The sequence below is a fragment of the Rummeliibacillus sp. JY-2-4R genome, from assembly GCF_053847205.1.
In genome coordinates this window covers 2,163,063-2,187,316 of the sequence record NZ_CM132623.1, presented here as the reverse complement: position 1 = coordinate 2,187,316, position 24,254 = coordinate 2,163,063, and the positions used below count along the sequence as shown (strand labels likewise).

The following is a 24,254-nucleotide window of genomic DNA, read 5'->3' as shown; positions in this document are numbered from 1 at the left end:
TTAACTATATAAGTGTTTAACTAATGTGGAAAGCTTAGTTTAAACATTTTAAGTAATTATATCCTACTTTTAAAAAAGATGAATTTAATTAAAAAGATGTTATTATATAATAAATTATCAAAATATTAAAAATTAAATAAACTATTAATGTTGAAAATGGGAATTATTCATGACTCAAAATTATTGGCTAAGAAACGTTATGCTCGAAACAGGCTACAACAAAGAAAATGGTATAGTAGTAAGCACAGAGACAAAACTTAACCATCTTTATATTGAAAATGGAAAAATTGCAAAAATCCTGCCATCTCACGAGTGTATTCCAACAAATGTACATGCAATTGACGCAAAAGGATTTTTACTGTTGCCATCTTTTGTCGAAAAACATGTGCACTTAGACAAAACATATATGGGGACTAAATGGCGACCTTGTATCCCATCATCTAGTGTAATAGAGCGAAGCAACCATGAAAAAAATATCCTAGCTAACATTGAATTAAGTACAGAGGAACGAGCGAAGGCTCTACTAAATGCCTTACTATCCTATGGTTCCACGCATGTGCGAACACATGTGGATATTTATCCTGAAGTGGAGCTGCGAAATTTAGAAGGTGTAAAGCTTGCACTGGATAGCTATTCAAATAAGTTAAGCTCAGAAATTGTTGCGTTTGCACAGCATGGTTTACTCCGATCTAATTCATCGAAATTATTGAGAAATGCTGTTCGCAATGGAGCAGGGCTTGTTGGTGCTGTCGATCCAGCTACTGTAGATCGTAACATTGAGGCATCACTTGTGGAGTTGATGGATATAGCGGTAGAAGGCAATGTTGATATCGATTTGCATTTACATGATCCAGATCATCTCGGAACTTTTACTATGGAACGTTTAGCCTATTTAACCAAACAAGCTGGTTGGGAAGGTAGGGTAGCGATTAGTCATGCGTTTGGACTAGCGGACGTATCACCAGAAGAAGCCTATGAATTGGCTGAAATTCTTAAAGATGCGGGAATCTCTATTGTGTCAAGTTTGCCAATTGACAGAAAGATGCCCATTCAATTGTTGGATGAATGTGGTGTAAATGTGGCAATAGGCAATGATAATATCTTTGATTCTTGGTGGCCTACTGGAAATGGAGATTTAATTGAAAAGGTAGGAAACTTAATTGATCAAAATCGATGGACGGATGAATTGTCACTCTCTCAAACACTTCGCTTTATCACTGGTGGGATTACACCAATAGATAAAGAAGGAAAACAAAAATGGCCAAAAATAGGGGATCCAGCAAACATGCTATTAGTTGACGCGAGCTGTTCCGCAGAAGCCATTGCTCGCAGGTCAAAACGTCAAGCTGTGTTTTATGCTGGTACCCCAGTTTTTGACCAATTAGATTAGTATTGATAGCTAAAATGGTTTATAGAAATTAATGGTGTAGTAAGGTACATTATTTGCGTCAAATGCTACACCAACGCCTACATGGGTTAGATCTGTGTTTAGGATATTTTTACGATGCCCCATACTGTTCATTAGTCCTTCATGGGCGAAAATACTGCTGTATTGTCCAGATGCAATATTCTCAGCATACATTTGTTCATTATAGCCAGCTGCAATCATTCGATTATGTGGTTGGCTACCATCACTTCCGGTATGTGAAAAATAATGATGATCAATCATATCTTGACTATGTTGTCTTGCTTCAGCTGTAAGTCCTTTGTCATAAATTAGTGGTTTTAATCCAAATTCTACACGGCTTTCATTGATGAGTTCAACCATTAATTTCTCATATCCGTCTCTTAGTTTTGCGGTTCCTTGTCCGTAAAATCCTTTCTTATTCATCTCAACATTTTTCTTAATATATTGAACAGATCGTAGTTTGTTTTGATTGTGAAGATCGAAAAAGAAGGTGACATAATAGCCTTCTATATAGTAAACCAATTGTTCGTTTGATTGATTACTTGAAAGTTCGTACATAACATGTCCTTTTCGAATCTGGGTTAGTGGATTTCCTAGCTTTTGCAATAAGTCGTTGTAAGTCGTTTTGCCAATAGTTGCTCCAAATATTTTGCGACCTTTACCTGCTATATAGCCACCGCTTGAATCAGAAAATGTCAAAGTGAAATTTTGATGTTGATTTTCATAGACATTCCAAGTTTCTCCATACTCACTTGCGACTTTCATTTTTGGGGTATCAGCAATCTTAGGAATGCCTAATTTGCCGACTTTGATCTCGATCGTTTGTTCATTCGTTGCTTCTTTTTGCTCTTGTATTTTTTCGATTTGCTTTGAGGTAATCTGTTTAAATTCACTTTCAACTGCTGAAAATTTTTCAGTCAATTTATATTCACTATTGTATTTTGGCCAATAAATTATGCCTGCAATGATCAGTACAATTAACAATAAACCCTTTAATAGATTAATCATCAGATCTTCTCCTATTTATCATCTTCTTAATTCCGCATTAACGGGCAGTAAACTCCCACCATAAGGCTTTAGAATTTACGAAGAAGCATAGGTGGGAGAGAACTGTCCGTAAAAGCCCGATTAGTTCAACTAACAATCAGTGGGGGAAGGCCAACTAAAAACGCCATTCAATAGCAACGTTGGCACTAGTGCTTCCTGTACGTTAGAACTCCCCACTGATTGAAGTTTCACTTTATCATTATATAATAAAAAAAGCAGTACAAACCACGATTACGATTTGCACTGCTTAGCATTGTGAAATTAGATTTATATATTAGGAAAAAATTTGATTGATTAATGAAGTTTCTTCAGATGTTAAGTTGACATCAAGTGTTTTTAAGTTACTTAAAACTTGATCTGCACGTTTGGCACCTGGAATGATTGCATCAATAGCAGGTTGTCTTAAGTACCAAGCCAAAACAATATGTTGAACTTCAACATCCTTTGCATCGGCAATCTTTTTAAGTTTTTCTACTTTTTCTAAATTGGAGATAAAAGCATCACCTTGTAGATGGGGCATATTTGTACGCAAATCATTGAATTTGGTTTCTTTTGTATATTTTCCAGCTAAGATTCCTGCAGCCAATGGGAAGTATGGAACAAATGATAAGTTGTTTTCAACAATGTAAGGGAAGTAGTTAACTTCTGCGCTTCGGTTAATTAGATTGTATTCTCCTTGGAAAACATCAACATAGCCATCTTGATTGGCTTCTTTTAATTGCTCAAGAGAGAAGTTTGATACACCAATTGCTCGAATTTTCCCTTCGTCTTTTAACTCCTTAAGTGCACCAACTGCTTCATATTTTGGTGTACCTTCATCAGGGAAATGAATATAAAACAAATCGATATAATCAGTATTCAACCGGCGCAAACTACTTTCCACAGCCTCTCGCAAGAAAGCGGGGGAATTTTCAAACGTAACTTTCCCATCTTGTACAACATGCGCGCCCTTTGTTGCTAATACAATATCTTGACGTTTCCCACTATTGTTTAACACTTCACCAACTAATTCTTCCGAACGACCAATCCCATAGATGTATGCAGTATCGATAAAATTAATACCTTGTTCAATGCCTTCTAAAACTAATTTTTTCCCAGCTTCTTCATCTAAATTTGGATATAAATTATGCCCGCCAACTGCATTAGCCCCTAAGCCGATTGGATTTACAAATAAATCTGTTTTACCAATTTGTACTTTTTGATCGTTTGCCATATTCAAAATCCTCCCTTAATGCGAAATTTGCTTCTATTAAAATATTACAGGTTTGAAGGGAGTATTACCAAAAATATGCTTTGGTTCTTATTTTAGGTAGAATGTTATAAAATTAAAAACTATTCGTTTGAAACATATAAAAAGCAGGCTTCTTCATGTATTGTAGGTAAGAATCCTACGGCCATAAAAAAACTCTCCGCTATCATGCCGCCAACATGCTTAAATGTTTTCTTAATAATTTTAATTTTTTCTTCTTTTAACTCTGGTAAATTTGAAAAAAATTCAAATAAGCTACCATGTAAATCTATAAGTTGGAGACATACTTTCGCATTATGGACGGTTGCTTCAACTTTCCGCCTATTTCGGATGATACCGTCATCATTCATCAATCTCTCAACATCCTGATCTGTAAAAGTAGCAACTTCTTCAATTTTAAAATTGGAAAAAGCATTCCTGAAATTTTCCCTTTTATTAAAAACAGTTTCCCATTTTAAACCAGCTTGGAAAACTTCTAAGGTTAATGCTTCAAAAAGGGCAGTATTGCTTTTAAGCATTTGCCCCCATTCATGGTCATGGTACTGAATGAGTAACGGATTGTTGTTACACCATTTACATCTTATTAAATTATTCATTTTAAAACTATTCCTTTCGAAAATTTAGTTGCTTCTGTTGCCCAGATTGTTTCAAATTCAAGCTAAGGTCTACGGTATAAAGATTGATAACTTCGAATAGAGAGCTGGAAAACTCCTATTTTTCAAACTCTTTATTTTAAAAAACATTCATTTCACCTGTATATTTCCATCCTTTATCGAAATACTTACAATGAAAAATTTTTGTAATTGATCATTTACCAATAAGGGTGGGAAAGACAAATGTTAAAAGAAATGTGTTATATGCTAGTTTTTAGTTTTATGCTTTTATTCTTTTCTGCAACTGGAGGAGTATTAGCAAATTCAAATTCTGACATTCCTCCCCCTTCTTTTGAAGATAAATTCGCAGAAGGAGGATACACATCTGTGGGAGAGTCAGTAAAAGAATTTGAAAATCATATGAAATGTGAGGTATCGTTACCCGAAGTTATACCCTCAATTTCTTTCACTCATAAATTTGGGCGATTTGATGATGGTACGGAATATAATAGGTATAATGAGCTGCAAATCAGATTTGTTCATAAAGATGTAAGTGAAAATATTTTTAAAATGGATATTCGGCCAATCAAAGATAAACTCAATTTCGAAGGTAAGGAATACACACTTTCAGACGGCAGTAAAGGCATTTATTTTGAAGATTATCAATTTAACTTTTTTGTCTTTGAAAAAAACAATTTGCAATATCTTCTAGGAATTCATAAAAAATTATCTAATACAGTAACGCCCGACATTTTTGTTAGAATCGCGAATTCAGTAAAATAAATTAAAGTAAACTAGAATAATTCATCGACATCTTGTTTTTTAGAAAATTCCAATGATTCTTGAATCATTTCTTTTAATACGTCAATATCTGCATCAGCTAGTTTATTTATATACACACAACCTTTTCCAGCCTTATATTTCCCTAGCTTTTCAAGATATTCTGTCTTTTTGCTTTCTTCCATAGATAAGTATAGAGAGAATTTTGAATTTTGTTTTTCTTGCTGAAAATCCGGTTAGTGGTGCTGTACCCTCGTGACCTGAGGCATAGCGATAATGATAGCTTCCAAATCCTATGATATCTTTGCCCCAAATCTTTGGCGGAAGTTGTGTTACTTCTTGGAAAGTATTTAAAATTTGAAAGCTATCTACTCGTTTTTTAAGGTTTTCTATTTGCTAAAGTAAATCCATTACATCACGGTCAGTTTCCTTGTTTTTTGTTTCGTACAATTGCATGCCTCCTCAAAATTGGCCCTTGTCATTATTTCGATAATTTCATGATTAATTCCTTGGAATTATTCTTAGGTGAATTCACATCATCAGAAACTTCATATGTCATCATTTCAGCTTCATAATAGGGTAAAAGTATTGACTTCAATATTTGGTGATTTCGAATAGATCGATCAAGCCATATGGATTGCTGTTCTTTTGGTAAAATGACGGGCATTCTATCATGGATATTCGCCATGAGATGGTTTGGTTTGGTTGTTAAGATTGTACATGTATGAATAGTTTCTTTAGTAGGGGAGTGCCATGTATCATAAAGGCCAGCTACCGCAAATAGTGAAGCATTTTTCATCTTAATTAGCATAGGTGTTTTGGATTTTTCCTCGCGTTTCCATTCAAAAAACGAACTCATTGGTATAAGACAACGCTTTTGTTCGAATGCTTTTTTGTAACTAGGTTTAACATCAACTGTTTCAGAACGAGCATTGATCATCTTGGAAGCCATCTTTGCATCCTTTGCCCAAGAGGGAATCAAGCCCCATTTTAAATGTCCCATTCGGTTTTTAACGCCATCATTAATGATAGCTACGATATTATGGGTAGGGGCAATATTGTAACTTTCCTCATAAAGAGATTCTTCAAATGCTTGCTGTATATTGAATTCTTCGAGAAGTTCATCGAAAGAAGAGTAAAGTGAAAAACGGCCGCACAATTGTACACACCCCTTTTAAATTTAGTTCAATCAATTATATAACTAGTTCATTATAAGTCCTGTGAAAATCGAATCATATCTATACATTGAATTTCATTTTCAAAAATCTTATGACTATAATGTCTTAGAAAGAAGTCTCGATCTATATGTGTAATTCTAAAACCACATTTTTGGTATAAAACTATTTGATTAATACTTGAATTTCCCGTTCCAACTTCAATAATTTTATACCCTGAGGTCTTTGCAGTTTCGATCGCATGGAAAATAAGTTTCTTCCCAATTCCTTTATTGTGTTGACTTTCATCAACTGCCAAGTTTATCAATTCGATAGTATTAGGTCTTGTCGGGAGTAATACGTATTCGCCTATGATTTGATTGTCTTCTTCCATTACATAACATAAGCCCCTTTGTAAATATTCTTTTACTAGAATTTCAGAAGGATCTGCTAATAATAATAATTGCATTGGATAAGCCTCTGTTTCTCTTAATTTTCGAATATTCAATGTTATCACCTCTCTATTAAAATAACATGTAGTCATTCAAATGTATGAGTAAAAACCAGATTGATTTTATATGTATTTTTATGCATAATTATGATATAGAGTACTTGAAATATAAGGGAGCGATTAATTGGAAGTTTACATAAAATATTTATTGGTCGGACTTGTCATTGCATTACCGGTTGGGGCAATTACAGTTGAGATGACAAAACAGGGACTAAAAAACGGATTCATACATGGCTGGGCTGTTGGATTGGGTGGAATGGCCATCGATTTCATACTCATTCTGGCATTATATTTTGGACTTGCCTCCGTTTTAGCATTACCATATGTTCAAATGCCGCTATGGTTAATAGGAGCAGGATTCCTTGCGATGTTAGGCTTTGACTCAATCAAAAATGCAGATCAGGACATTACATTATCGGGCGAAAAACCAACCAAATCTTTTTGGAGTACATACAAAAATGGCATACTAGTAGCAGTCTCGCCTGGAAATCTCGTATTCTGGGTTTCTGTATTCGGAACGGTTTTAACTGAGTCGTATCAATCCAAACATACTAATAGCTTTATCATTGCTGCATTAGGAATATTATCGGGAATATTAGTTCATGATATCGGATTACTAGCAATTGTTGCAACCACGAGAAAAGTAATGAACAGAAATATGATCAAGTGGAGTTCTGTTATCGCAGGGGGCTTGCTATTTATGCTGGGTACTTTATTTATGAATTTATTAAAGACATATCGAAGTTTATATAGTTAATTGATTAGTTGTTACCACATTATTTAGAAGCATGACTATGTAGCAAAAATAAAAAGGTTTAGGAGGTTATATGAACAAATTATTTACACCAGTATTAGCTAGCTTAATTTTTATTTTATTATTTGTAAAAATTCCTTTTGAAGGAAATTCATTATCTGAAGGTTTTGTAGATGGAGCTTTATATAGTTTAGTAATTGTTTTAACTGCATCGTTAGTTGTAATGGTTAGAAAATCCATTCAATGAACTTAAAAGCAATTTTAACGATTCATCAGACGGATAATTTAGAATTAACAATAAAAAGCGATTTTTTCTCTAACTTAATGAGAAAAAATCGCTTTTTAATATTCATCAATATTTATAAAATTCGTCGAACCCTGAAGAACTCATTGATTAACACTTGTTGTTGTGTAAATGGCAAACCAAGCTGCCATGAACCAAGACCTCTCAATCGAAGGTCAACAATCATTTTAAGTTTTTGTGCAAGTGCGCGGGCATCCTCAAACCAGACAACATGCCTATTCCCATCGTTATCGTAATAATAGAAGAACGGTTGTTGATATTCTACTGAATAATTAATCGGAACATTATGATTCATCGCGGTTTTGTAAGCATCTGCGACAGAAATAGCTTTTGCAGTAATTACTTCTCCATTACTTGCTAATGTCCAATCATAGCCGTATCGAGGTAAACCAAGAAGTATTTTGTTTCTGCCCATTTTTGAAATAGCATAATTAACCGTCTCCCTAACGTTTAGAATTGGCGCAACAGGACCAGGTTCGCTACTTGCCTCATGCCAGTCGTATGCCATCAGGAAAACAAAATCTACTGCAGCTCCGATTCCACCATAATCAAAGCCTGCATTGTACTCAGGTTCGTTATCACCTGTTTTGTAAGGTACTGCTACTGAAGTGGATAATCCTTCTGGTCTTAACCGTCTACTTAGGTCATGCAAAAAGGTTGTAAAATTATCTCTTTCTTCAGGGGGAACAAGTTCAAAATCGATATTGACTCCTGCATAATTTTTACTTTTAACCAGATTATAGATATTATCGATCAACTGTTGTCTTACTGATGGAGAAGATAAAACTTGCCTTACTAATTGGGAACTGAACCCCCTTTCCGTTAAATTGGTAATAACTGCAATTGGCGCAACAAAGTTCTGCCTAGATAATCGAACTATTTGCTGATCATCTAATTCACTTAAACTGCCGTCTGCACTAATATGATGTTCAAAGATTCCATAATACGTATTATAAGGTGCATACCTTTGTACGAGAAGTTGATCGTTTTCTGGAGTTGTAACAGATATATAGCCAAAACTATATGCGCTATATTTTCTACGAGGAGGAAGATATAGACGCATGCCAACCATTAAAGTATTTGACTGAAGGCCATTATATGCTTGAATGGTTTGAACAGGTACCATAGCCATTCGAGAAATCGAAAATAATGAATCACCGGGTTGAACAATATATTGATCAGTTGGGATTAGTAAATCTTGACCTGGAACTATCGAGTCAGAAGATAATCCATTGATAATTCGAATACTATCCATTGTCACGCGATACTTTTGGGCAATAGAAAAGATTGACTCACCAGATTTTACGACGTAAATAAACAAAGAACCGCCACCTTCAAATTAGTCGTCATCTGTAGGTTATGCGTAAGTGCCTAAATTTGAGAAAACTATTTTCAAAGTTTTCTAAAGGATTTACTTATGAATAAAGCGAATAAGAGTATAAAGAAAAATTTAGGGTAATTTAGCGAAATTGCTGTAAAAAGTGGGTGAGTAATTGCAATTACAGATTCCTTTATATCTACTCATATGCTATTTATTGGGGTGTTTTATGGCCGCATGGTTTGTCGGGAAATGGTATGGGGTTTCATTACAAAGGATGAATAGTGGAAATTTAGGTGCACGTAATGTGGGAAGAACTCTCGGAAAAGGAGCTTTTTGCGTTACATTTACTGTCGATGTTATGAAGGGAATACTCGCTGTTATTCTAGGACGGAGCTTATCACTAGATGAATTCACCATTTCAATCGGTGTACTCATTTGTATTTTAGGACATCTCTTTCCATTTTGGTTACGTTTTAAAGGCGGAAAGGGTGTTGCAACAATGATTGGCGGATTGTCTTGTTTAAATCCTCTTCTTTTTATGATACTACTATTCGGGACTTTGGTTTCTCTATCTTTTACGAAAAGTCTTACTTGGAGTATGGTATTTGGTTTTATTACTTATAGTATTGCCCTTATAGTAATGAATCTGCCAGAATGCAGTCCAGTAATGATCAGTTTTTTTTGCATTACCAGGAAGCATCGTGAAAACTTAAAGAAAAAGGTGATTTGATAATGTATTGGTGTAAAATTGCTAGAACTGAGAAAGAATTTGAGGATATTGCAAAATTAAACTACGAGACCTTTGTGGAAGAAATCCCGCAACATCATTCAAATGAGAAGAAAATGCGGATTGATCCATTTCACGACGAAAATACCTATTTGCTGGTTTATAAGGATAGCGAAATGGCTGGGATGATTGCATTTAGGGATCAAAGACCTTTCTCGTTAGATAAAAAAATTGGTCCTGTGGAAGATAAACTGGAGAAAGAGGATTGTGAAAAATTATGTGAAATCAGACTTTTAGCAGTAAAGAAACAATATCGAAACGGGAGGGTATTTCAACAACTTGCAAAGGCAATTTCTACGTTTGTCTATGATTTAGGATTTACTGCTGCAATCATTTCAGGAACAACTCGGGAAGAAAAGCTTTACCGTCAGCTTGGATTTCGACAGTTTGCGGAAAGAGTAGGAACAGAAGATGCTTCTTTTCTACCCATGATTTTAACAAGAAGAAATAGTGAACAAATGGAAAATCATATACATATTAAATCCTATTCATTTTATCCCGGTCCTACTGAACAAATTCATCCCTTAACTCACACCGATACATCACATCGATCAAAGAAATTTTCAAATATATTTGAAGAAATGAATGGTCAATTATTAAAAATTTCGAATGCAAAACATGTTACAACATTTGTTGGGACAGGAACATTAGCAAATGATGTTATGTTAGGACAGATGAAAGCTGAGTTTAAAGATTCAAAAGGTTTAATGATTTCAAATGGAGAATTTGGCGAACGTCTTTTACGACAAGCAAAAAAATGGCAATTGAACTTCGATATTTGTTCATATAAGTGGGGAGAAGCCTTCAATTTACTAGAAATCGAACAGAATTTATGGTCAGGTCTTTATGATTGGGTTTGCTTTGTTCATGGTGAAACATCCACAGGAATGTGTAATGACCTTAAGCCTATACTTCATTTAGCAAAAAAATATGGAGTAAAAGTTTGCGTGGATTGTATTAGCTCATTCGGTTCTTTCCCTTTTTCGATGGAGAACTTACATTTAGCTACTGCTGTAAGTGGAAAATCATTGGGTGCATTAAGCGGTCTAGCATTTGTATTTTCCAATCAACGTCCACTAAAAAACAATGCACCGTTGTATACAAATCTATATTACTATGTATATCATTCACTACCATTTACAATGCCAGCATACTTAGTATCCAATACTCTTTTCGCATTACAACAATATCCAGAGCGTTTTACAATTCTACAAAACCGAATGGATCAAGTCATGAATAGTCCATTTTGGAAATATGGTTTCGTTAAATCATCCACTTATCCAATGATTACATCTTTAAAATGGCCACTTGAATTGCAACACTTTAGCCAAGATGCAAAGCTCAATGGATTACTGCTACATGATGAAAGTAGCTATTTAAAGAAACGCCAGATTGCCCAAATTTCAGTAATCTCACCTAACTTTGAACAAGCATTTAAGAAACTACTTGCATTTTATGAATATTATTACCAAGTATCATCAAACGATCTGCAACTCTCTTAATGGCAGGTATAAAAATAAAAAAAGTTCACAAAATGACACTGAAAGGTGTTATAATTTTTTATAACACTAAAAGGTGTTACTTAAATTATTGGGGGTTCTTATTATCATGACAAATACATTATCAGAAATACGTAAAACAATTGTCCTAAATGCACCAATTGAAAAAGTTTGGAAAGCTGTTGCAACTTCAGAAGGAATTGGTGGTTGGTGGATGCCAAATACATTCGTCCCAGAATTAGATCATGATTTTGTCCTACATGCAGGTCAATTTGGTGATTCCCCATGCAAGGTAACGGAACTTGAGCCACCGCATAAAGTAGGCTTTGATTGGGGAAAAGATTGGCATCTAACAATGGAATTAAAAGAATTGGAAGAAGGGAAAACAGAATTCACACTCATTCATTCCGGCTGGGACGAAGAAAAGAGCACAGAATTTGGCCAACCACATACTGTGATTCGCGAAGTAATGGATGGCGGATGGGAAGGAATCGTCAATAAAAGTTTACCAAGATATATCGAGGCATAAATAATTATGCATGCCGAGCATGATATTTTCCAAGCAATTGCTGATCCTACGCGTAGAAAGTTGTTAAAATTGCTCGCGGAACAAGAACTACCTATTGCAGGTATCGCCAAGCAATTTCCAATAAGTCGTACTGCAATCAATAAGCATTTACAAGTATTATTGGAAGCAGGGCTAGTAACTAACAATCGAGTAGGACGTGAAAATCGCTATACATTAAATCCATATCCACTTAGTGAGCTGAAAAACTGGCTTCGTTTTTTCGAACCATACTGGGATGAAAAACTCCTTGCCCTTAAGGAGTTTGTGGAAAGAGACGAGAGTGAATAGATAATAGCTCCTTTTCAATCGTAAATACGATTGATAGGAGCTTTTTTGTTTGAAGAATAGGGGGAAGATTGATGGACATTTTGGAGGAAGCGAATGACAGAGCATATTCTTAATTGAATAAACCGTATTTACTAAAGCTTCCATTATTCGAGATAAGAAAGTTTGAGATTAACGCAAAATGGTACGCTCAAGTAAGAGCAATCTAAAAGGGTATTTTGAGATATAAATTAAGAATCAATCAAATGCAATTTAGTTAATAGCGAATGAGAGCTTCATAAGAGCGAATAGACATATGAAAAGGGCAAATTAAAACGTCAAAAGGGCGAATGGAAGAGGAAAAGAAGCGAATTAATCATTCAAATATATTGCGTCTTTATCGAGTTCCGTTCATAGATGGAATAATCTTGGAATTAATTTCAGATAAAATCGGGCTAAAGTTCAAGGCGCGAATTCTATGTTTTCATATATTACGTTATGAAGAAAGGAGGGATTCAATTGACACAACCACAATTCAATCCAGGAGGGCAAAACATAGGCAGACCAGAGATGCCGGGAATGCCCCCATTTGGCCAGCCTGGAGGAATGCCATCGTTTGGACCGCCAAGTGGAATGCCTGGAGGAATGCCATCGTTTGGACCACCAAGTGGAATGCCTGGAGGAATGCCGCCGTTTGGACCACCAAGCGGCCAACCGGGTGGATCACCAGGACAAATGCCAATGAGCGCACCACCTAATTTTACACCTACTAGATCAGGAGGCAACTGGCACCAAGGATCAAGTGGCATTTCATCATGTCTATTTAGAAACACATTTATATGGACTTTTAGTGGCAATGATTTTTGGTTCTTCCCAATTTCCGTAACAAGAGATCAACTAATAGGTTGGCGTTGGAGTTATAGAACATTTAGATGGACTTTCCGAACAGTAACTAGAAGTAATATAATTGGATTTCAATGTTTTAGATAGTAGATATATAAAAAGCTGCGTATTTTTACGTGGCTTTTTTGTTTGCCAAAGGAGTAATTTTATGGTGATACAAATAAGACCATCTAAATTTTTTATGCTATGTTGTCCTATAGTTAAAAGCATGAACAAGAAGCAATGAAAATTCTGTTATATAATTAAGATTAACCATTGGTATTTTTGTTAATAAACTAGATAAAATATGGAAATGACTTAATTCTAAGTAACACATTAAGGAAGTGGACCATCATGGAATTACAACTATTGCAACAAGAACTGCATAAAAAGGGAATTACAACTGCATCTAAACTGTTAACGTACATAGAAAATGGAGAAAATGTGATTTCCAATATCCATCAAGTTTTCCAAAGCTGTGCTGTAGCTGAAGTCGATTTATCTGATGATATCAAAATTCTATATGAGCAGTTATCCAATTTAACGAAATATGAAAACAGTTATTTTCCTATCGTCGTTCGTGATTTTGAGAGAATTTTACAAGAAATCATATACCCTACAGATGAACTAACTACTATTTTTATGGAAGAAGACGAGTTAGAAGAAGTGAGAATGATTTATCAACAAGCGATGCAATCAGATTCTGATGCTCAACTTGAATTGGGTAAATTTTATAAATCGATTGATCATGATGATTGGGCATTTTATTGGTATGAAGTAGCTGCGAAATCCGGAAATTGTGATGCGATTTATTGGCTTGGGAATTTCTATTATGACGGGAAAGTTGTAAAGGAAAATTGGGAGAAAACATTTGAATGCTATAAAGAGGCAGCCAAAATGGGACATGCTGATGCGATGAATAATTATGCTGATATGTATTTTCGAGGAGAGTATGTTAAAAAAGATGATCGGCGTGCTTATGAACTTTTCTCGCTAGCAGCAGAGCGTGGAGTCCCCGAGTCAATGTATACACTAGGATATATGTATGAAAATGGTGTCGGTACGGAACAAGATTTAGCAAAATCAAAGTTCTGGTTTACACAATCAGCTCTTGCAGGTGATGTATTTGCTGCAAATCGCCTTGGACATGAAGCATTCCAGGACGGACGAGGAGAAGATGCGATGCGTTGGTATCAAATGGCTGCTGACCAACAAGATGTCGATGGAGAATTTAATCTTGGATTTTGTTATGAATCGGGGATTGGAACACCGATTAATATGAAAAAAGCAAAACATTGGTACCAAAAAGCAGCCTTGCAAGGGGATGCTGAAGCGAAAAGAAAATTGAAGGAAATTTAAGTGATTAAAAATATATGGGATTAGCAGCTCGGCAAAATATAGTGGTACGAGCTGCTTTAATTTTGTTGTAAACTCTATTTAACAAAACATCTGTTCTAGAAAAAGTATTATTGTCTCTGTAATGCACCCGGAAAAATTAAACATTATATAGAGATGTCTTTGAAATGTTTTAACGCTTCTCTCTTACTTAGCGGTTTTAAGTGATGGTGAGAAACAAAAGAAATTACGTTTTCGGGGCGAGTTTTGGCATATTCTCGCAATATCCATCCTATTGCTTTTTGAACAAAAAATTCATCGCTATTTGCTCGTTTTAAAATGTATCGGAATAGGCGTTCTTCATCTGTTTTAACTTTGTAGTAGAGTTGATACAATATGGCTGACCTTTGTAACCAAATATTTTCATCATCAATCCATTCATCTGCAAACGACAAAATGAAATTGTCATTATTAGAAAACAAATAACCCATAATGTGAGGGGACAGCACATCGACAGTATCCCACCACGATTTTTTCACGATTAAATTTGATAACCAAGACACATCGTTGCTGGTTAAATCCTTTTTTGCTTTTTCAAGAATATCGAGGGCTGCTTTTTGATATTCACGCTCTGGAAGACCCCAAAGCATATATATAACATCTTTTAACTCCTCTTTTTGTGGTAGTCCATATTCTTTTAAAACTTGTTTCGTTAATTTACGTCGGATAGGCGTTCGAATACCTAAAAAATCGAATTGGTTTCTTAAGTAATTTTTTGACCATTGTGCATATTTTTCATCAGCATGCTCCGAATATAAATTAATAATTTCTTGGACGTATGAATTAACTGAATTAGTCACTTAGTAATGACACCTTTACCTTTCATCTAATTTTACTTCGACATTATATCAAAAATTTCCGTTTGCCTACCTGTATTTGGCGTTGTATGCGCGTTATTCACAATAACATCCGTGGTTTTCGTAACACATCCACTATATTCACAGCCACATCCGCGGTTTATTAATTCGTTTCCGCGTATTAAACAAATTTACATTCTCAAAAAAACACAATGATTGACACAATATCAGTTGAGTAGTAAAGTGATGACGATAACATGGAAAGGAGGACAACAAAAATGAAAAAGAATACAATTGAATCACTAATATGGATGCGAATTAATCGCTTCGTAACAGAAAGTAACCATTTATCTAATGAATTTTTAAAAAGCTTTGGTTTAACCACAGCACAGTTTGATGTATTGATTCAAATTCAAACTTATCAACCCATAACACAATCTGAACTTGCTAAAAAAGTGACGGTTACACAGGGGGGCATTTCACGAATGCTTACTCGTCTTGAAAAAGATGGATTGATTGAGCGAAAGCAAGAATGGAAGATTAAAAAGATTTCATTGACCGAAAAAGGAGAAGCTATTTTAAACGTTGCAACACCTGAGCAAGTGGCGTTCCAGTCCTCCTTCTTCAATGAAGCATTAACAAAAGAAGAATTAAAATTGCTATATGAACTAACAACTAAGTTGCAAAAGCATGCATACGAAAAAAATTACAATCTAAGTAAATAATAATTATTGAAAAAGGAGCGATTTTCATGAAAGGGCATCACCATATTTCAATGTTAACGAAAAACGGCAAGCAAAATAATCATTTTTATCAAAACATTTTAGGGTTACGACGTGTGAAAAAAACAGTAAACCAAGATGATCCATCTATGTATCATCTCTTTTTTAGTGATGAAGTGGGTAGTCCAGGACTTGACCTTACGTTTTTTGAAATGCCCATTGCAGGGAAAACAAAGAGGGGTACGAATGCCATTACACAAATAGGGTTATTAGTACCAAGTTATGAAAGTTTACAATATTGGAGTAAACGTTTTGAACAACTTGATGTAAAACACAGTGACATTACATCTTATATGGGGCAGGATGCATTGTTCTTCGAAGATCATGAGGATTTACGGATGGTACTTTTAAATAATAATGGCGCAAGAATACCGACAACATGGAAACCTGTCACTACTTCTGAAGTGCCTAAGGAGCATCAAATTTTTGCTATGGGCACAATTGAAATTACCGTTCGTTATTTAAATAAAACAGTAAATTTATTGAAAGATGTATTTGGTTTTGTAGTCGTTGAAAAAGAAGAAAGTTTTGTGCGACTTCAATCAATTAAAGGTGAGCGTACAAGCGAAGTTGTGGTGAAAGAGCTTGAGGATTCTAGCGAAAAACCAGGTCGTGGAAGTATTCATCATTTAGCCCTTCGTGTTGAAAATCAAGAAGAACTTGAAATGTGGAATGATAAGTTAATGGATTATGGACTTCATACATCTGGGATTATTGACCGTTTCTATTTCAAAAGTGTGTATGTACGTGACAGCAATGGCATCTTATTTGAACTGGCAACAGATGGCCCAGGATTTACAGTAGATTCAACAGTAGAAGAGTTGGGACAAAAACTAAATTTACCGCCATTTTTAGAAGAAGAACGTAAAAGTATCGAAGCAAAATTAGAACCGCTCGATTAGAATGACTCAAAAAGTATGTATCAATCCCGCTTAGTAAAAATTTGCTAATAAAGCCGTTGGAATGGGGAATACTATCCATGTTAAAGCAAGTAAAAAGGGGGAAGTAAATTGGAAAATAACATGGAATATGGAAGTGATTATAAATATATTCCTGCTACATCCATTGCAAGCAGTACAGGAATTGATATATTACCAGATCTGTACTGTTATACGATTCAAATCGTCAATATTGTCATGATTGGGAATCCAAAACGTGATGAATTCGTATTAGTTGATGCAGGAATGCCTGGTTCTGCAGATAAAATTATTTCTGCTGTTAATGAGCGTTTTGGAGAAAATAGTCGACCAAAAGCAATAATTCTTACACATGGTCATTTTGATCATGTTGGAGCTATCATTGAATTGGTAGAACATTGGAAGATTCCTGTTTATGCTCATGAACTAGAAATCCCGTACCTAACGGGCAAATTAAGTTATCCTGAACCAGATACTTCTGTTGAAGGTGGGGTAATATCTAAAATATCATCAGTATTTCCAAATGAGCCTATAAATTTAGGAAATAATATAGAAAAATTGCCTTCTGATGGAACAGTTCCATTTTTAAATGAATTTCGTTGGATTCATACTCCTGGGCATTCACCAGGGCATGTTTCATTCTTTAGAGAAAAGGATAGGGCTTTAATTTCAGGGGACGCCTTTATAACGGTTAAACAAGAGTATTTATACAAAGTTTTAACACAAAAACAAGAAATAAGTGGACCACCAAGATATTTAACTACTGATTGGAAAGCAGCGAAGGAATCTGTCGTTAAATTAAAAGCATTAAAACCGTCTGTTGCAATTACTGGACATGGATTTCCTATGAAAGGTGAATTATTGTCAGAGAGTTTAGATATGCTAGTCAAAGAGTTTGATACAATTGCAAAGCCTGATTACGGGAAGTATCTACAATAATGAGAAAATTAAAAGAAAACGGAGTAGCAAGAAGTAGCTACTCCGTTTTTTTGTCTAGCTTTACGCTTCGATATCTTTTACACCTTTGTAGATTAATTCAAATAGTTCTTCGATTCCTTCTTCTTCAATACATGAGAAGGCTACGCGAAGATCTGTTTCGCTTAATGCGATAGCACCAACACCGTATTCTTCTAGAAGGTGAAGACGTAATTTGTCTGCATCAACAGTTTTTAGTTTTAAACACATGAAGTAACCAGAGTTGAATGGGTAGAAATCCCAAGCATCATCAAATTTACCGTTATCAAGGACAGCTTTTACCTTGTTTGCACGGCCTTTCATGATGTTATATTTTTCTAGTTTTTGCTCTTCAAATTCAGGGCTTTGAAGTGCATGTAAAACGAATGTTTGAGATGGGTGTGGACCACTTGAAATAGTCGCACGAATAATCCCTTTTGTTTTTTCTTCTAGTGCAGAAATGATGGCCTCACTTGTATTTCCATAAGTGACAAAACCTACACGGAATCCCCAAATATATTCTTCTTTTGTTGCGCCATCAACTTTCACTGCTAGAATACGAGGGTGTGCATTACATAGTGAACCAAATAATGATTGGTGCATTGAATCTTCAAAGAATAATGAGAAGTACGCATCATCGGTAAGAACTACAACATTAATCCCAGCATCAGCTGCATCAGTTATCGCTTTTACAATTTCAGCGCCTTCTTTTTCACCTGGTGTGTAACCTGTTGGGTTGTTCGGGAAGTTTAAAAGTACAATTGCTTTCCCATGTTCTTTTTGATTTAGGATTGCTTCACGAAGACCTTCAGCATTGAATTTGTTTTCAGCATTGTATAAAGGATAAGTGACAGTATGTGTTTTACGGCGGATGCCGAAGACCATATCATAGTTTTCCCAGTTTTTATCAGGCATGATCAATGCATCACCTGCATCTGCAAATAAATCTGCAGCAACACTTAAACCATGAGTTAAAGCATTTGTCACGATAGGGTTACCAAAAGTTTTTCCTTCTAATGATGGGTTATCTTTTAGCATTTTTTTGCGCCATTCTTTACGTAATTCTGGTTTACCAGCGGGTGGAGCGTAAGGATAAAGATCTTTTGGATCATATGCTGATAAAGTATCTTGGATTACTTTTAAATGCATCGGTTGACCATTTTCTAATGCTGTTCCGATTGTCGCGTTATATTTTTTAGCTCTTTTACCAGCCTCTGCAGATTGACTTAAAATTCCTTCTTCAGGAAAATACATTTCTTTTCCTAAATCGGAAAGCATTTCATAAACATATGGATTTTCTGTTTGAATTGTGTCGTTTAATTCTTTTGCCAATTTATGCATGTCATTCGCCTCTTTTTCGATATACTACGAATAATTATACAATATTATATGGAAAAAAGAATTAATTTCATAACAATTTTAACTACAATATATAAATTGTTCATTTATTTAGGATAAATCTAAACGAATAAAATAATCACTATGATATGATATTCTTGAATTTTTGTAATGACAAAAAAGGGACTAATTAGAATTGTTAGTTTATAAAGAAAATAAATATATAGGAGATGAAAGAATGAGTGTAATAGCAAAAACACCAAAGCCACCTTATTATGCGGTAATTTTTACTTCTACGCGTACAAAAAAGAGAGAATGGTTATACGAATATGGCCAAGATAATGGAACAGCTAGCTGCAAAACAACAGGGATTCTTAGGAATCGAAAGTGCAAGAGATGATGGTTTAGGAATTACAGTTTCATATTGGGAATCACAAGAGGCAATAAATAATTGGAAAAACAATGCATCTCATCAAATTGCTCAGCAAAAGTGAAAGGAACAATGGTATAAGAATTATCATGTAAGAATTTCCAAAGTTGATCGAGATTATTTTGTTGAAATGGATTAGTTCTTTAATAGAAAAGCTTCTACAATCCCAGAATTTTCTAGACAGTTTCTATATACCTTTATACACTATGAATATATAAAAGTAATGGAAGGAGATTAAATGCATACCACACTTACATTAGAAAAAAAGAGTTCTTTTTGGGTCGTTATCATTTTGGGGTTATTGACTGCTTTTGGTCCTCTCTGTACGGATCTCTATTTACCTGCATTGCCTATGGTTTCGAATGACTTACATACAACAACAGCTGTCACACAATTTAGTATGACAGCTTGTTTTATCGGTCTTTCAATTGGTCAACTTTTTTTTGGCCCATTGAGTGATTTAATGGGAAGAAAAAGGCCTTTAATTACTGCCCTAATCTTGTTTTCGATTGCCTCATTACTTTGCGGTTTAACTAGTTCAATTGTAGTCCATTTAATTTTACGGTTTATGCAAGGGGCTACAGGTGCTGCTGGTATTGTCATAGCGAAAGCAGCTGCACGTGATCTTTATAATGGAAAAGAGTTAACAAAATTCATGACTATTCTTGGTCTTGTGAATGGTCTCGCGCCAATAGTAGCGCCATTATTAGGCGGTATTTTATTGGCCACTTTAGATTGGCACTATATTTTCTTTATCCTTTCAATTGGAAGTGCACTATTACTGATTGGTGTTGTTTGGCAACTGCCAGAAACTTTGCAATTGCAAGCACGTACCGGTGGTAATCTATTTACCTCTTTTAAAGCATTTCCAATCATTATAAAAGATAAAGAATTTATGGGGTATGCATTGACACAATCATTAGTCTTAACGAGTATGTTTGGTTATATCGCTGCCTCTCCATTTGTTCTACAAAAGTTATACGGTTTATCTCCACAATGGTTTTCGGCTTCCTTTGCACTCAATGGTTTTGGCATTGTCTTAATGGCTCAACTTACTGGCCGTATTATTCGAAAAGTGGATGAACGCACTATTTTAAAATATGGCGTTAGGCAAGCGATGATTGGAAGCATTTTGTTGTTGATAGTTGCTATTTTTAAATGGCCACTTTTCATGATTCTTTTAGGATTCTTTGTCGCCGTATCAAGTGTTGGGTTTGTTTCATCTACGGGATTTTCACTTGGAATGCAAAACCAAGGTCAACATGCAGGAAGTGCATCAGCAATACTTGGATTATTACCATTTTTGGGAGGATCGATTGTTTCTCCTTTAGTAGGGATTGCGGGGGAACTAACTGCGCTACCAATGGCAATAGTCATGTTCACTTGTACACTAACTGCGCTTATTATTAACAGCATGATGAATAGAAAGAAATCGCTCGACAAGAAGAAAAATGTAGCAGCTTAACAGTTTTATACTTTGCTGGCAAATCCTCAGATTATAATTAAATCCACTTATAAAGAAAGGGAAAAGAATATGAAGAAAGCAGTAATCTTTGATATGGATGGAACGCTGTTTCAAACGAATTTAATATTAGGATTAGCACTAGATGAGACATTTGATGTTTTACGAGAAAATAATCTCTGGTTTGGAGAAACACCAATTGAAAAATATCGAGAAATAATGGGTGTTCCATTGCCTGTCGTTTGGAAAACTTTATGTCCGCATCATTCACATGAAATTCGAAAAAATAGTAATAAAATTTTCCACGAGAAATTGATAGGTCTTATTAAAGATCAAAAAGGATCACTTTACCCAAATACTGAGTTCGTACTGGAAAGATTAAGTTCTAACCATGAATTATATATCGCAAGTAATGGACAAATAGCGTATTTGCAGGCAATTGTCGATACATATCATTTAGATCGATTTATTCAAAAGGTGTATAGTATCCAGAATATCTCCTCAGGTAATAAATCTGAATTAGTAAAGAAAATTGTGCAGGAAAATAATATAATAAATGGCGTTGTAGTTGGGGATCGAGTGTCTGATATTCGAGCTGCAAAAGACAACCAATTAACAGCTATCGGTGTAAATTTTGATTTTGCACAAGCTGAGGAATTAAATGAAGCAGATAGAGTAATTGAAAATTTAATTGAATTATTGGCATAGAAGATAGAATCCTTGCGAAAAGGATTCTTTTTTAATTTCAAAAACAATTTTGAAATACAACAATCTACATTCTATAAATGAACAACCTTTTATAATTATAAACCTCGTTAGTCTATATAAAAAAAGAAGGAGGCCAATAATGATATAAGATAGTTTCTTTGTTGTTGAAAACAAAAATAGAAGGGAATATTATGAATATTAGTAATTAAGATGTTGAAAAAATAGGTTAAATGAATTAAGCAGAACAATTCGTTCATTCAATAAAGGAGCAGGAGACGAGTGAAACTATGGATAAATATGCTGACACTCTAATTGTAATAGATTTACAAAACGGAGTATGTAATGGATCAGAAAGTTTATTTGATTTGGACAATTTATTAAAAAGAGTAAATAATAGAATATCCTTATATAGAGAATTAGAGAAGCCGATTATTTTTGTCCAACACCAAGATGAAGAATTAATACCAGGTGATGATTTGTGGAAAATCAACACAGGTATAGATTTTAGAGAACAAGATTATTTTATAAGTAAAACACATGCAAATTCATTTTATAAAACTAATTTGAAAAATCTTTTAGATCAATTATCTATACAAAGTATTGAATTTAGCGGAGCGCAAACAGAATATTGTATAGATGCAACTGTTAAATTTTCACATGGATTAGGTTACAAAAATTTTATGGTACATAGGGCAACTTCTACTTTGGGAAACTCATTTATGTCTGCAGCAGAAACTATTGAATTTTATGAGAAGTTATGGAATAGAAGATTTTTGGAATTCATAGAAAGTTAATTATTAACTCAGTAATATTAAAAGTTGAAATTTATGTTTTGACCATTCCAATGTGCTATTATTAGTATGAAGATATAATTCTTATACATGCTATTGCCATTAAGGCATTCACTATATGAAAGGTCGTAATAATAATGGATTCAACAAATTCAACTGTAGAATTGGTAGTGCAACAAAGTGAAAATGTTCTACTAAGTATGAAAGATTTGAAAAACGGTGCGAAGAAAAAAGGAAAAGCACGCTCAGATTTGTATGAGAGATTTTGTGCTAACATCCATTCATTTTCAATTTACACAATAATTGATCCTGAAATTGAAGAATCAAAAGAAGTCACTGATTTCCATGATTGCTTAGATCAATTTAGAGAATATTTTAAAGATGTAACGACAGATTATGAAAGTATCGTCGATATTAAAAGTGCGCAAACTGCATATGAGAAAGTTTTCCCGGTTTATAATACGATGGTTTCAAAACTTGGATTTCCAGACCGTGAAGTAAATGCAAAGAGATTCTAAATAACGCCAAAATCCACATACTGGCTTAACAGTATGTGGATTTTTTAAAGAATAGCACGATTAAAAGGAGCTGTAACAAAGCAGATTGAATACTCAAAATCTATTACCGCCCGTAATTGACGAATCTACCCATGTGTTAATACTCGGCTCTATGCCAAGTAAACTTTCACTTGAAAAACAACAATACTACGGCAATCCACGGAATCATTTTTGGAAAATAATTGGTGAAGTTTTGCATGTGGAAATTCCATTAGAGTATAAAGAGCGATTAAACTTACTAAAAACCCATCATATTGGCCTTTGGGATACTATTCAGTCATGCGAAAGAGAAGGCAGCCTTGACGTCAACATTCGAAATATCGTACCAAATGATTTTCGAATGTTATTGAAAAACTATCCTGAAATACGATTAATCCTATTTAATGGCGGTAAATCGTTTGATGTATTTAAAAAACATATGGGGTTCGATTTATTACAAGACATCCATTATGCAAAAATGCCATCCACTAGCCCGATTCCGGGAAAAAATATAAAGTCGTTTGAAGAAAAAGTAGAAGAATGGCGCCTGATGGAACGCTATTTTTAATCGTGGGATAAAAAGTTTTAAAGTAATTGTTTTATAGGGAGAAATGGGCTAAACGGGTAAAGAAAATATTAATGTAAACACTACAAAAGAAGAGAACCATTATAAATTAACATATGGATGTTTCGCCTTTTACAATTTCCCCTTTTTTGTCATGAACATAATCAACCCCATTTTCGCAGTTTTCTTTATTGGCCCATTTGATTATGTACATATTTCTTTTATGTCGTACTGAAATTATTTCAACCTCACCAATGTCTTTAGTATGATTATTTATTACGATTGATTTTGCTTGCGCGGAAGAGATTCCTGAATCCGAAAAGGTTGTACAACCACTCAACATAACTAGTAATATAGAGAATAATAAAACGATTCGTTGCATAGAAGTCACCTCGATTGTTATTTAAGTTCTCTTAAATAATATGAATACCACCAAATAAAAATATATATAACTTATT

The 24,254-nt window shown here is 34.5% G+C and carries 27 protein-coding genes and 2 pseudogenes; 18 read left to right on the top strand and 11 right to left on the bottom strand.

What is annotated here, in order from left to right; translation table 11 throughout:
* The first annotated feature begins 169 nt into the window (after nt 1-169).
* On the top strand, nt 170-1,390 hold the full coding sequence (locus ACWV26_RS10575; RefSeq protein ID WP_455894727.1) for an amidohydrolase: 1,221 nt from the start codon (nt 170-172) through the stop codon (nt 1,388-1,390).
* Nucleotides 1,391-1,399: 9 nt separating this feature from the next.
* On the opposite strand, the gene ACWV26_RS10570 is transcribed toward ACWV26_RS10575, so the two are convergent.
* The 3 genes from ACWV26_RS10570 to ACWV26_RS10560 form a co-directional block, all read right to left on the bottom strand.
* The gene (locus ACWV26_RS10570) at nt 1,400-2,416 is read right to left on the bottom strand and encodes a CAP domain-containing protein (RefSeq protein WP_455894726.1); all 1,017 of its coding nucleotides are present in this window, start codon (nt 2,414-2,416) and stop codon (nt 1,400-1,402) included.
* A gap of 313 nt (nt 2,417-2,729) precedes the next feature.
* Nucleotides 2,730-3,668 (bottom strand): aldo/keto reductase, encoded by a 939-nt coding sequence (locus ACWV26_RS10565; RefSeq protein WP_455894725.1) that lies wholly within the window; start codon nt 3,666-3,668, stop codon nt 2,730-2,732.
* Nucleotides 3,669-3,787: 119 nt separating this feature from the next.
* On the bottom strand, nt 3,788-4,300 hold the full coding sequence (locus ACWV26_RS10560) for a DNA-3-methyladenine glycosylase I (protein WP_455894724.1): 513 nt from the start codon (nt 4,298-4,300) through the stop codon (nt 3,788-3,790).
* A 240-nt stretch (nt 4,301-4,540) separates the two neighbouring features.
* Between ACWV26_RS10560 and ACWV26_RS10555 the strand changes: the two genes are divergently transcribed.
* Nucleotides 4,541-5,080: a carbon monoxide dehydrogenase gene (locus tag ACWV26_RS10555; RefSeq protein WP_455894723.1), complete on the top strand. Its 540-nt coding sequence runs from the start codon at nt 4,541-4,543 to the stop codon at nt 5,078-5,080.
* Between the two features lie 11 nt (nt 5,081-5,091).
* Here ACWV26_RS10555 and ACWV26_RS10550 read toward each other — a convergent pair whose 3' ends face one another.
* The 3 genes from ACWV26_RS10550 to ACWV26_RS10540 form a co-directional block, all read right to left on the bottom strand.
* Nucleotides 5,092-5,262, bottom strand: a complete 171-nt coding sequence (locus ACWV26_RS10550) for a hypothetical protein (RefSeq protein WP_455894722.1) — start codon at nt 5,260-5,262, stop codon at nt 5,092-5,094.
* Between the two features lie 296 nt (nt 5,263-5,558).
* Nucleotides 5,559-6,236, bottom strand: a complete 678-nt coding sequence (locus tag ACWV26_RS10545; protein WP_455894721.1) for an SOS response-associated peptidase — start codon at nt 6,234-6,236, stop codon at nt 5,559-5,561.
* A gap of 50 nt (nt 6,237-6,286) precedes the next feature.
* Complete coding sequence (locus tag ACWV26_RS10540; protein WP_455894720.1) at nt 6,287-6,739, bottom strand: GNAT family N-acetyltransferase; 453 nt, start codon at nt 6,737-6,739, stop codon at nt 6,287-6,289.
* Nucleotides 6,740-6,866: 127 nt separating this feature from the next.
* On the opposite strand from ACWV26_RS10540, the pseudogene ACWV26_RS10535 reads away from it, so the two are divergent.
* Both ACWV26_RS10535 and ACWV26_RS10530 read left to right on the top strand, forming a co-directional pair.
* A pseudogene (locus ACWV26_RS10535) lies at nt 6,867-7,495 on the top strand (LysE family translocator).
* 74 nt (nt 7,496-7,569) lie between these two features.
* Nucleotides 7,570-7,743: a hypothetical protein gene (locus tag ACWV26_RS10530; RefSeq protein WP_455894719.1), complete on the top strand. Its 174-nt coding sequence runs from the start codon at nt 7,570-7,572 to the stop codon at nt 7,741-7,743.
* 112 nt (nt 7,744-7,855) lie between these two features.
* Here ACWV26_RS10530 and ACWV26_RS10525 read toward each other — a convergent pair whose 3' ends face one another.
* Complete coding sequence (locus tag ACWV26_RS10525) at nt 7,856-9,121, bottom strand: glycosyl hydrolase family 18 protein (RefSeq protein WP_455894718.1); 1,266 nt, start codon at nt 9,119-9,121, stop codon at nt 7,856-7,858.
* A 172-nt stretch (nt 9,122-9,293) separates the two neighbouring features.
* Here ACWV26_RS10525 and ACWV26_RS10520 point away from each other — a divergent pair, with 172 nt between their 5' ends.
* The 4 genes from ACWV26_RS10520 (at nt 9,294) to ACWV26_RS10505 (ending at nt 12,263) form a co-directional block, all read left to right on the top strand.
* Nucleotides 9,294-9,851 (top strand): glycerol-3-phosphate acyltransferase, encoded by a 558-nt coding sequence (locus ACWV26_RS10520; RefSeq protein WP_455894717.1) that lies wholly within the window; start codon nt 9,294-9,296, stop codon nt 9,849-9,851.
* Between the two features lie 2 nt (nt 9,852-9,853).
* Nucleotides 9,854-11,410, top strand: coding sequence for an aminotransferase class V-fold PLP-dependent enzyme (locus tag ACWV26_RS10515; protein ID WP_455894716.1), 1,557 nt, complete (start codon nt 9,854-9,856; stop codon nt 11,408-11,410).
* A 106-nt stretch (nt 11,411-11,516) separates the two neighbouring features.
* Complete coding sequence (locus ACWV26_RS10510) at nt 11,517-11,936, top strand: SRPBCC family protein (protein ID WP_455894715.1); 420 nt, start codon at nt 11,517-11,519, stop codon at nt 11,934-11,936.
* A gap of 6 nt (nt 11,937-11,942) precedes the next feature.
* The gene (locus ACWV26_RS10505; RefSeq protein WP_455894714.1) at nt 11,943-12,263 is read left to right on the top strand and encodes an ArsR/SmtB family transcription factor; all 321 of its coding nucleotides are present in this window, start codon (nt 11,943-11,945) and stop codon (nt 12,261-12,263) included.
* Between the two features lie 491 nt (nt 12,264-12,754).
* Here ACWV26_RS10505 and ACWV26_RS10500 read toward each other — a convergent pair whose 3' ends face one another.
* A complete protein-coding gene (locus ACWV26_RS10500; RefSeq protein WP_455894713.1) occupies nt 12,755-13,096 on the bottom strand; it encodes a hypothetical protein in 342 nt (113 codons plus the stop codon).
* A gap of 379 nt (nt 13,097-13,475) precedes the next feature.
* On the opposite strand from ACWV26_RS10500, the gene ACWV26_RS10495 reads away from it, so the two are divergent.
* Nucleotides 13,476-14,480 carry a tetratricopeptide repeat protein gene (locus ACWV26_RS10495; protein WP_455894712.1) on the top strand — a complete coding sequence of 335 codons (1,005 nt, stop codon included), beginning with the start codon at nt 13,476-13,478 and terminating at the stop codon, nt 14,478-14,480.
* A gap of 143 nt (nt 14,481-14,623) precedes the next feature.
* Here the strand turns inward: ACWV26_RS10495 and ACWV26_RS10490 are convergent, their stop codons facing one another.
* Nucleotides 14,624-15,316: a DNA alkylation repair protein gene (locus ACWV26_RS10490; protein WP_455894711.1), complete on the bottom strand. Its 693-nt coding sequence runs from the start codon at nt 15,314-15,316 to the stop codon at nt 14,624-14,626.
* 275 nt (nt 15,317-15,591) lie between these two features.
* On the opposite strand from ACWV26_RS10490, the gene ACWV26_RS10485 reads away from it, so the two are divergent.
* The 3 genes from ACWV26_RS10485 to ACWV26_RS10475 all read left to right on the top strand — a co-directional run bounded on the left by ACWV26_RS10485 (nt 15,592) and on the right by ACWV26_RS10475 (nt 17,951).
* Nucleotides 15,592-16,038: a MarR family winged helix-turn-helix transcriptional regulator gene (locus ACWV26_RS10485; RefSeq protein WP_455894710.1), complete on the top strand. Its 447-nt coding sequence runs from the start codon at nt 15,592-15,594 to the stop codon at nt 16,036-16,038.
* 26 nt (nt 16,039-16,064) lie between these two features.
* On the top strand, nt 16,065-16,997 hold the full coding sequence (locus ACWV26_RS10480) for a ring-cleaving dioxygenase (protein WP_455894709.1): 933 nt from the start codon (nt 16,065-16,067) through the stop codon (nt 16,995-16,997).
* 108 nt (nt 16,998-17,105) lie between these two features.
* On the top strand, nt 17,106-17,951 hold the full coding sequence (locus ACWV26_RS10475) for an MBL fold metallo-hydrolase (RefSeq protein ID WP_455894708.1): 846 nt from the start codon (nt 17,106-17,108) through the stop codon (nt 17,949-17,951).
* Nucleotides 17,952-18,011: 60 nt separating this feature from the next.
* Here the strand turns inward: ACWV26_RS10475 and ACWV26_RS10470 are convergent, their stop codons facing one another.
* Complete coding sequence (locus ACWV26_RS10470; RefSeq protein ID WP_455894707.1) at nt 18,012-19,307, bottom strand: aminotransferase class I/II-fold pyridoxal phosphate-dependent enzyme; 1,296 nt, start codon at nt 19,305-19,307, stop codon at nt 18,012-18,014.
* 235 nt (nt 19,308-19,542) lie between these two features.
* Between ACWV26_RS10470 and ACWV26_RS10465 the strand changes: the two are divergent.
* The 6 genes and pseudogenes from ACWV26_RS10465 to ACWV26_RS10440 all read left to right on the top strand — a co-directional run bounded on the left by ACWV26_RS10465 (nt 19,543) and on the right by ACWV26_RS10440 (nt 23,799).
* Nucleotides 19,543-19,873 (top strand): annotated as a pseudogene (locus ACWV26_RS10465) (antibiotic biosynthesis monooxygenase family protein).
* Between the two features lie 99 nt (nt 19,874-19,972).
* Nucleotides 19,973-21,199: a multidrug effflux MFS transporter gene (locus ACWV26_RS10460; protein WP_455894706.1), complete on the top strand. Its 1,227-nt coding sequence runs from the start codon at nt 19,973-19,975 to the stop codon at nt 21,197-21,199.
* Nucleotides 21,200-21,268: 69 nt separating this feature from the next.
* Nucleotides 21,269-21,904 carry an HAD hydrolase-like protein gene (locus ACWV26_RS10455; RefSeq protein WP_455894705.1) on the top strand — a complete coding sequence of 212 codons (636 nt, stop codon included), beginning with the start codon at nt 21,269-21,271 and terminating at the stop codon, nt 21,902-21,904.
* Between the two features lie 287 nt (nt 21,905-22,191).
* The gene (locus tag ACWV26_RS10450; protein WP_455894704.1) at nt 22,192-22,698 is read left to right on the top strand and encodes a cysteine hydrolase family protein; all 507 of its coding nucleotides are present in this window, start codon (nt 22,192-22,194) and stop codon (nt 22,696-22,698) included.
* A 134-nt stretch (nt 22,699-22,832) separates the two neighbouring features.
* Entirely contained in the window at nt 22,833-23,213 is a 381-nt protein-coding gene (locus ACWV26_RS10445) for a hypothetical protein (RefSeq protein WP_455894703.1), read from the top strand.
* Nucleotides 23,214-23,298: 85 nt separating this feature from the next.
* Complete coding sequence (locus ACWV26_RS10440) at nt 23,299-23,799, top strand: DNA-deoxyinosine glycosylase (RefSeq protein WP_455894702.1); 501 nt, start codon at nt 23,299-23,301, stop codon at nt 23,797-23,799.
* A gap of 106 nt (nt 23,800-23,905) precedes the next feature.
* Here ACWV26_RS10440 and ACWV26_RS10435 read toward each other — a convergent pair whose 3' ends face one another.
* Complete coding sequence (locus tag ACWV26_RS10435; protein WP_455894701.1) at nt 23,906-24,178, bottom strand: hypothetical protein; 273 nt, start codon at nt 24,176-24,178, stop codon at nt 23,906-23,908.
* Nucleotides 24,179-24,254: the final 76 nt, after the last annotated feature.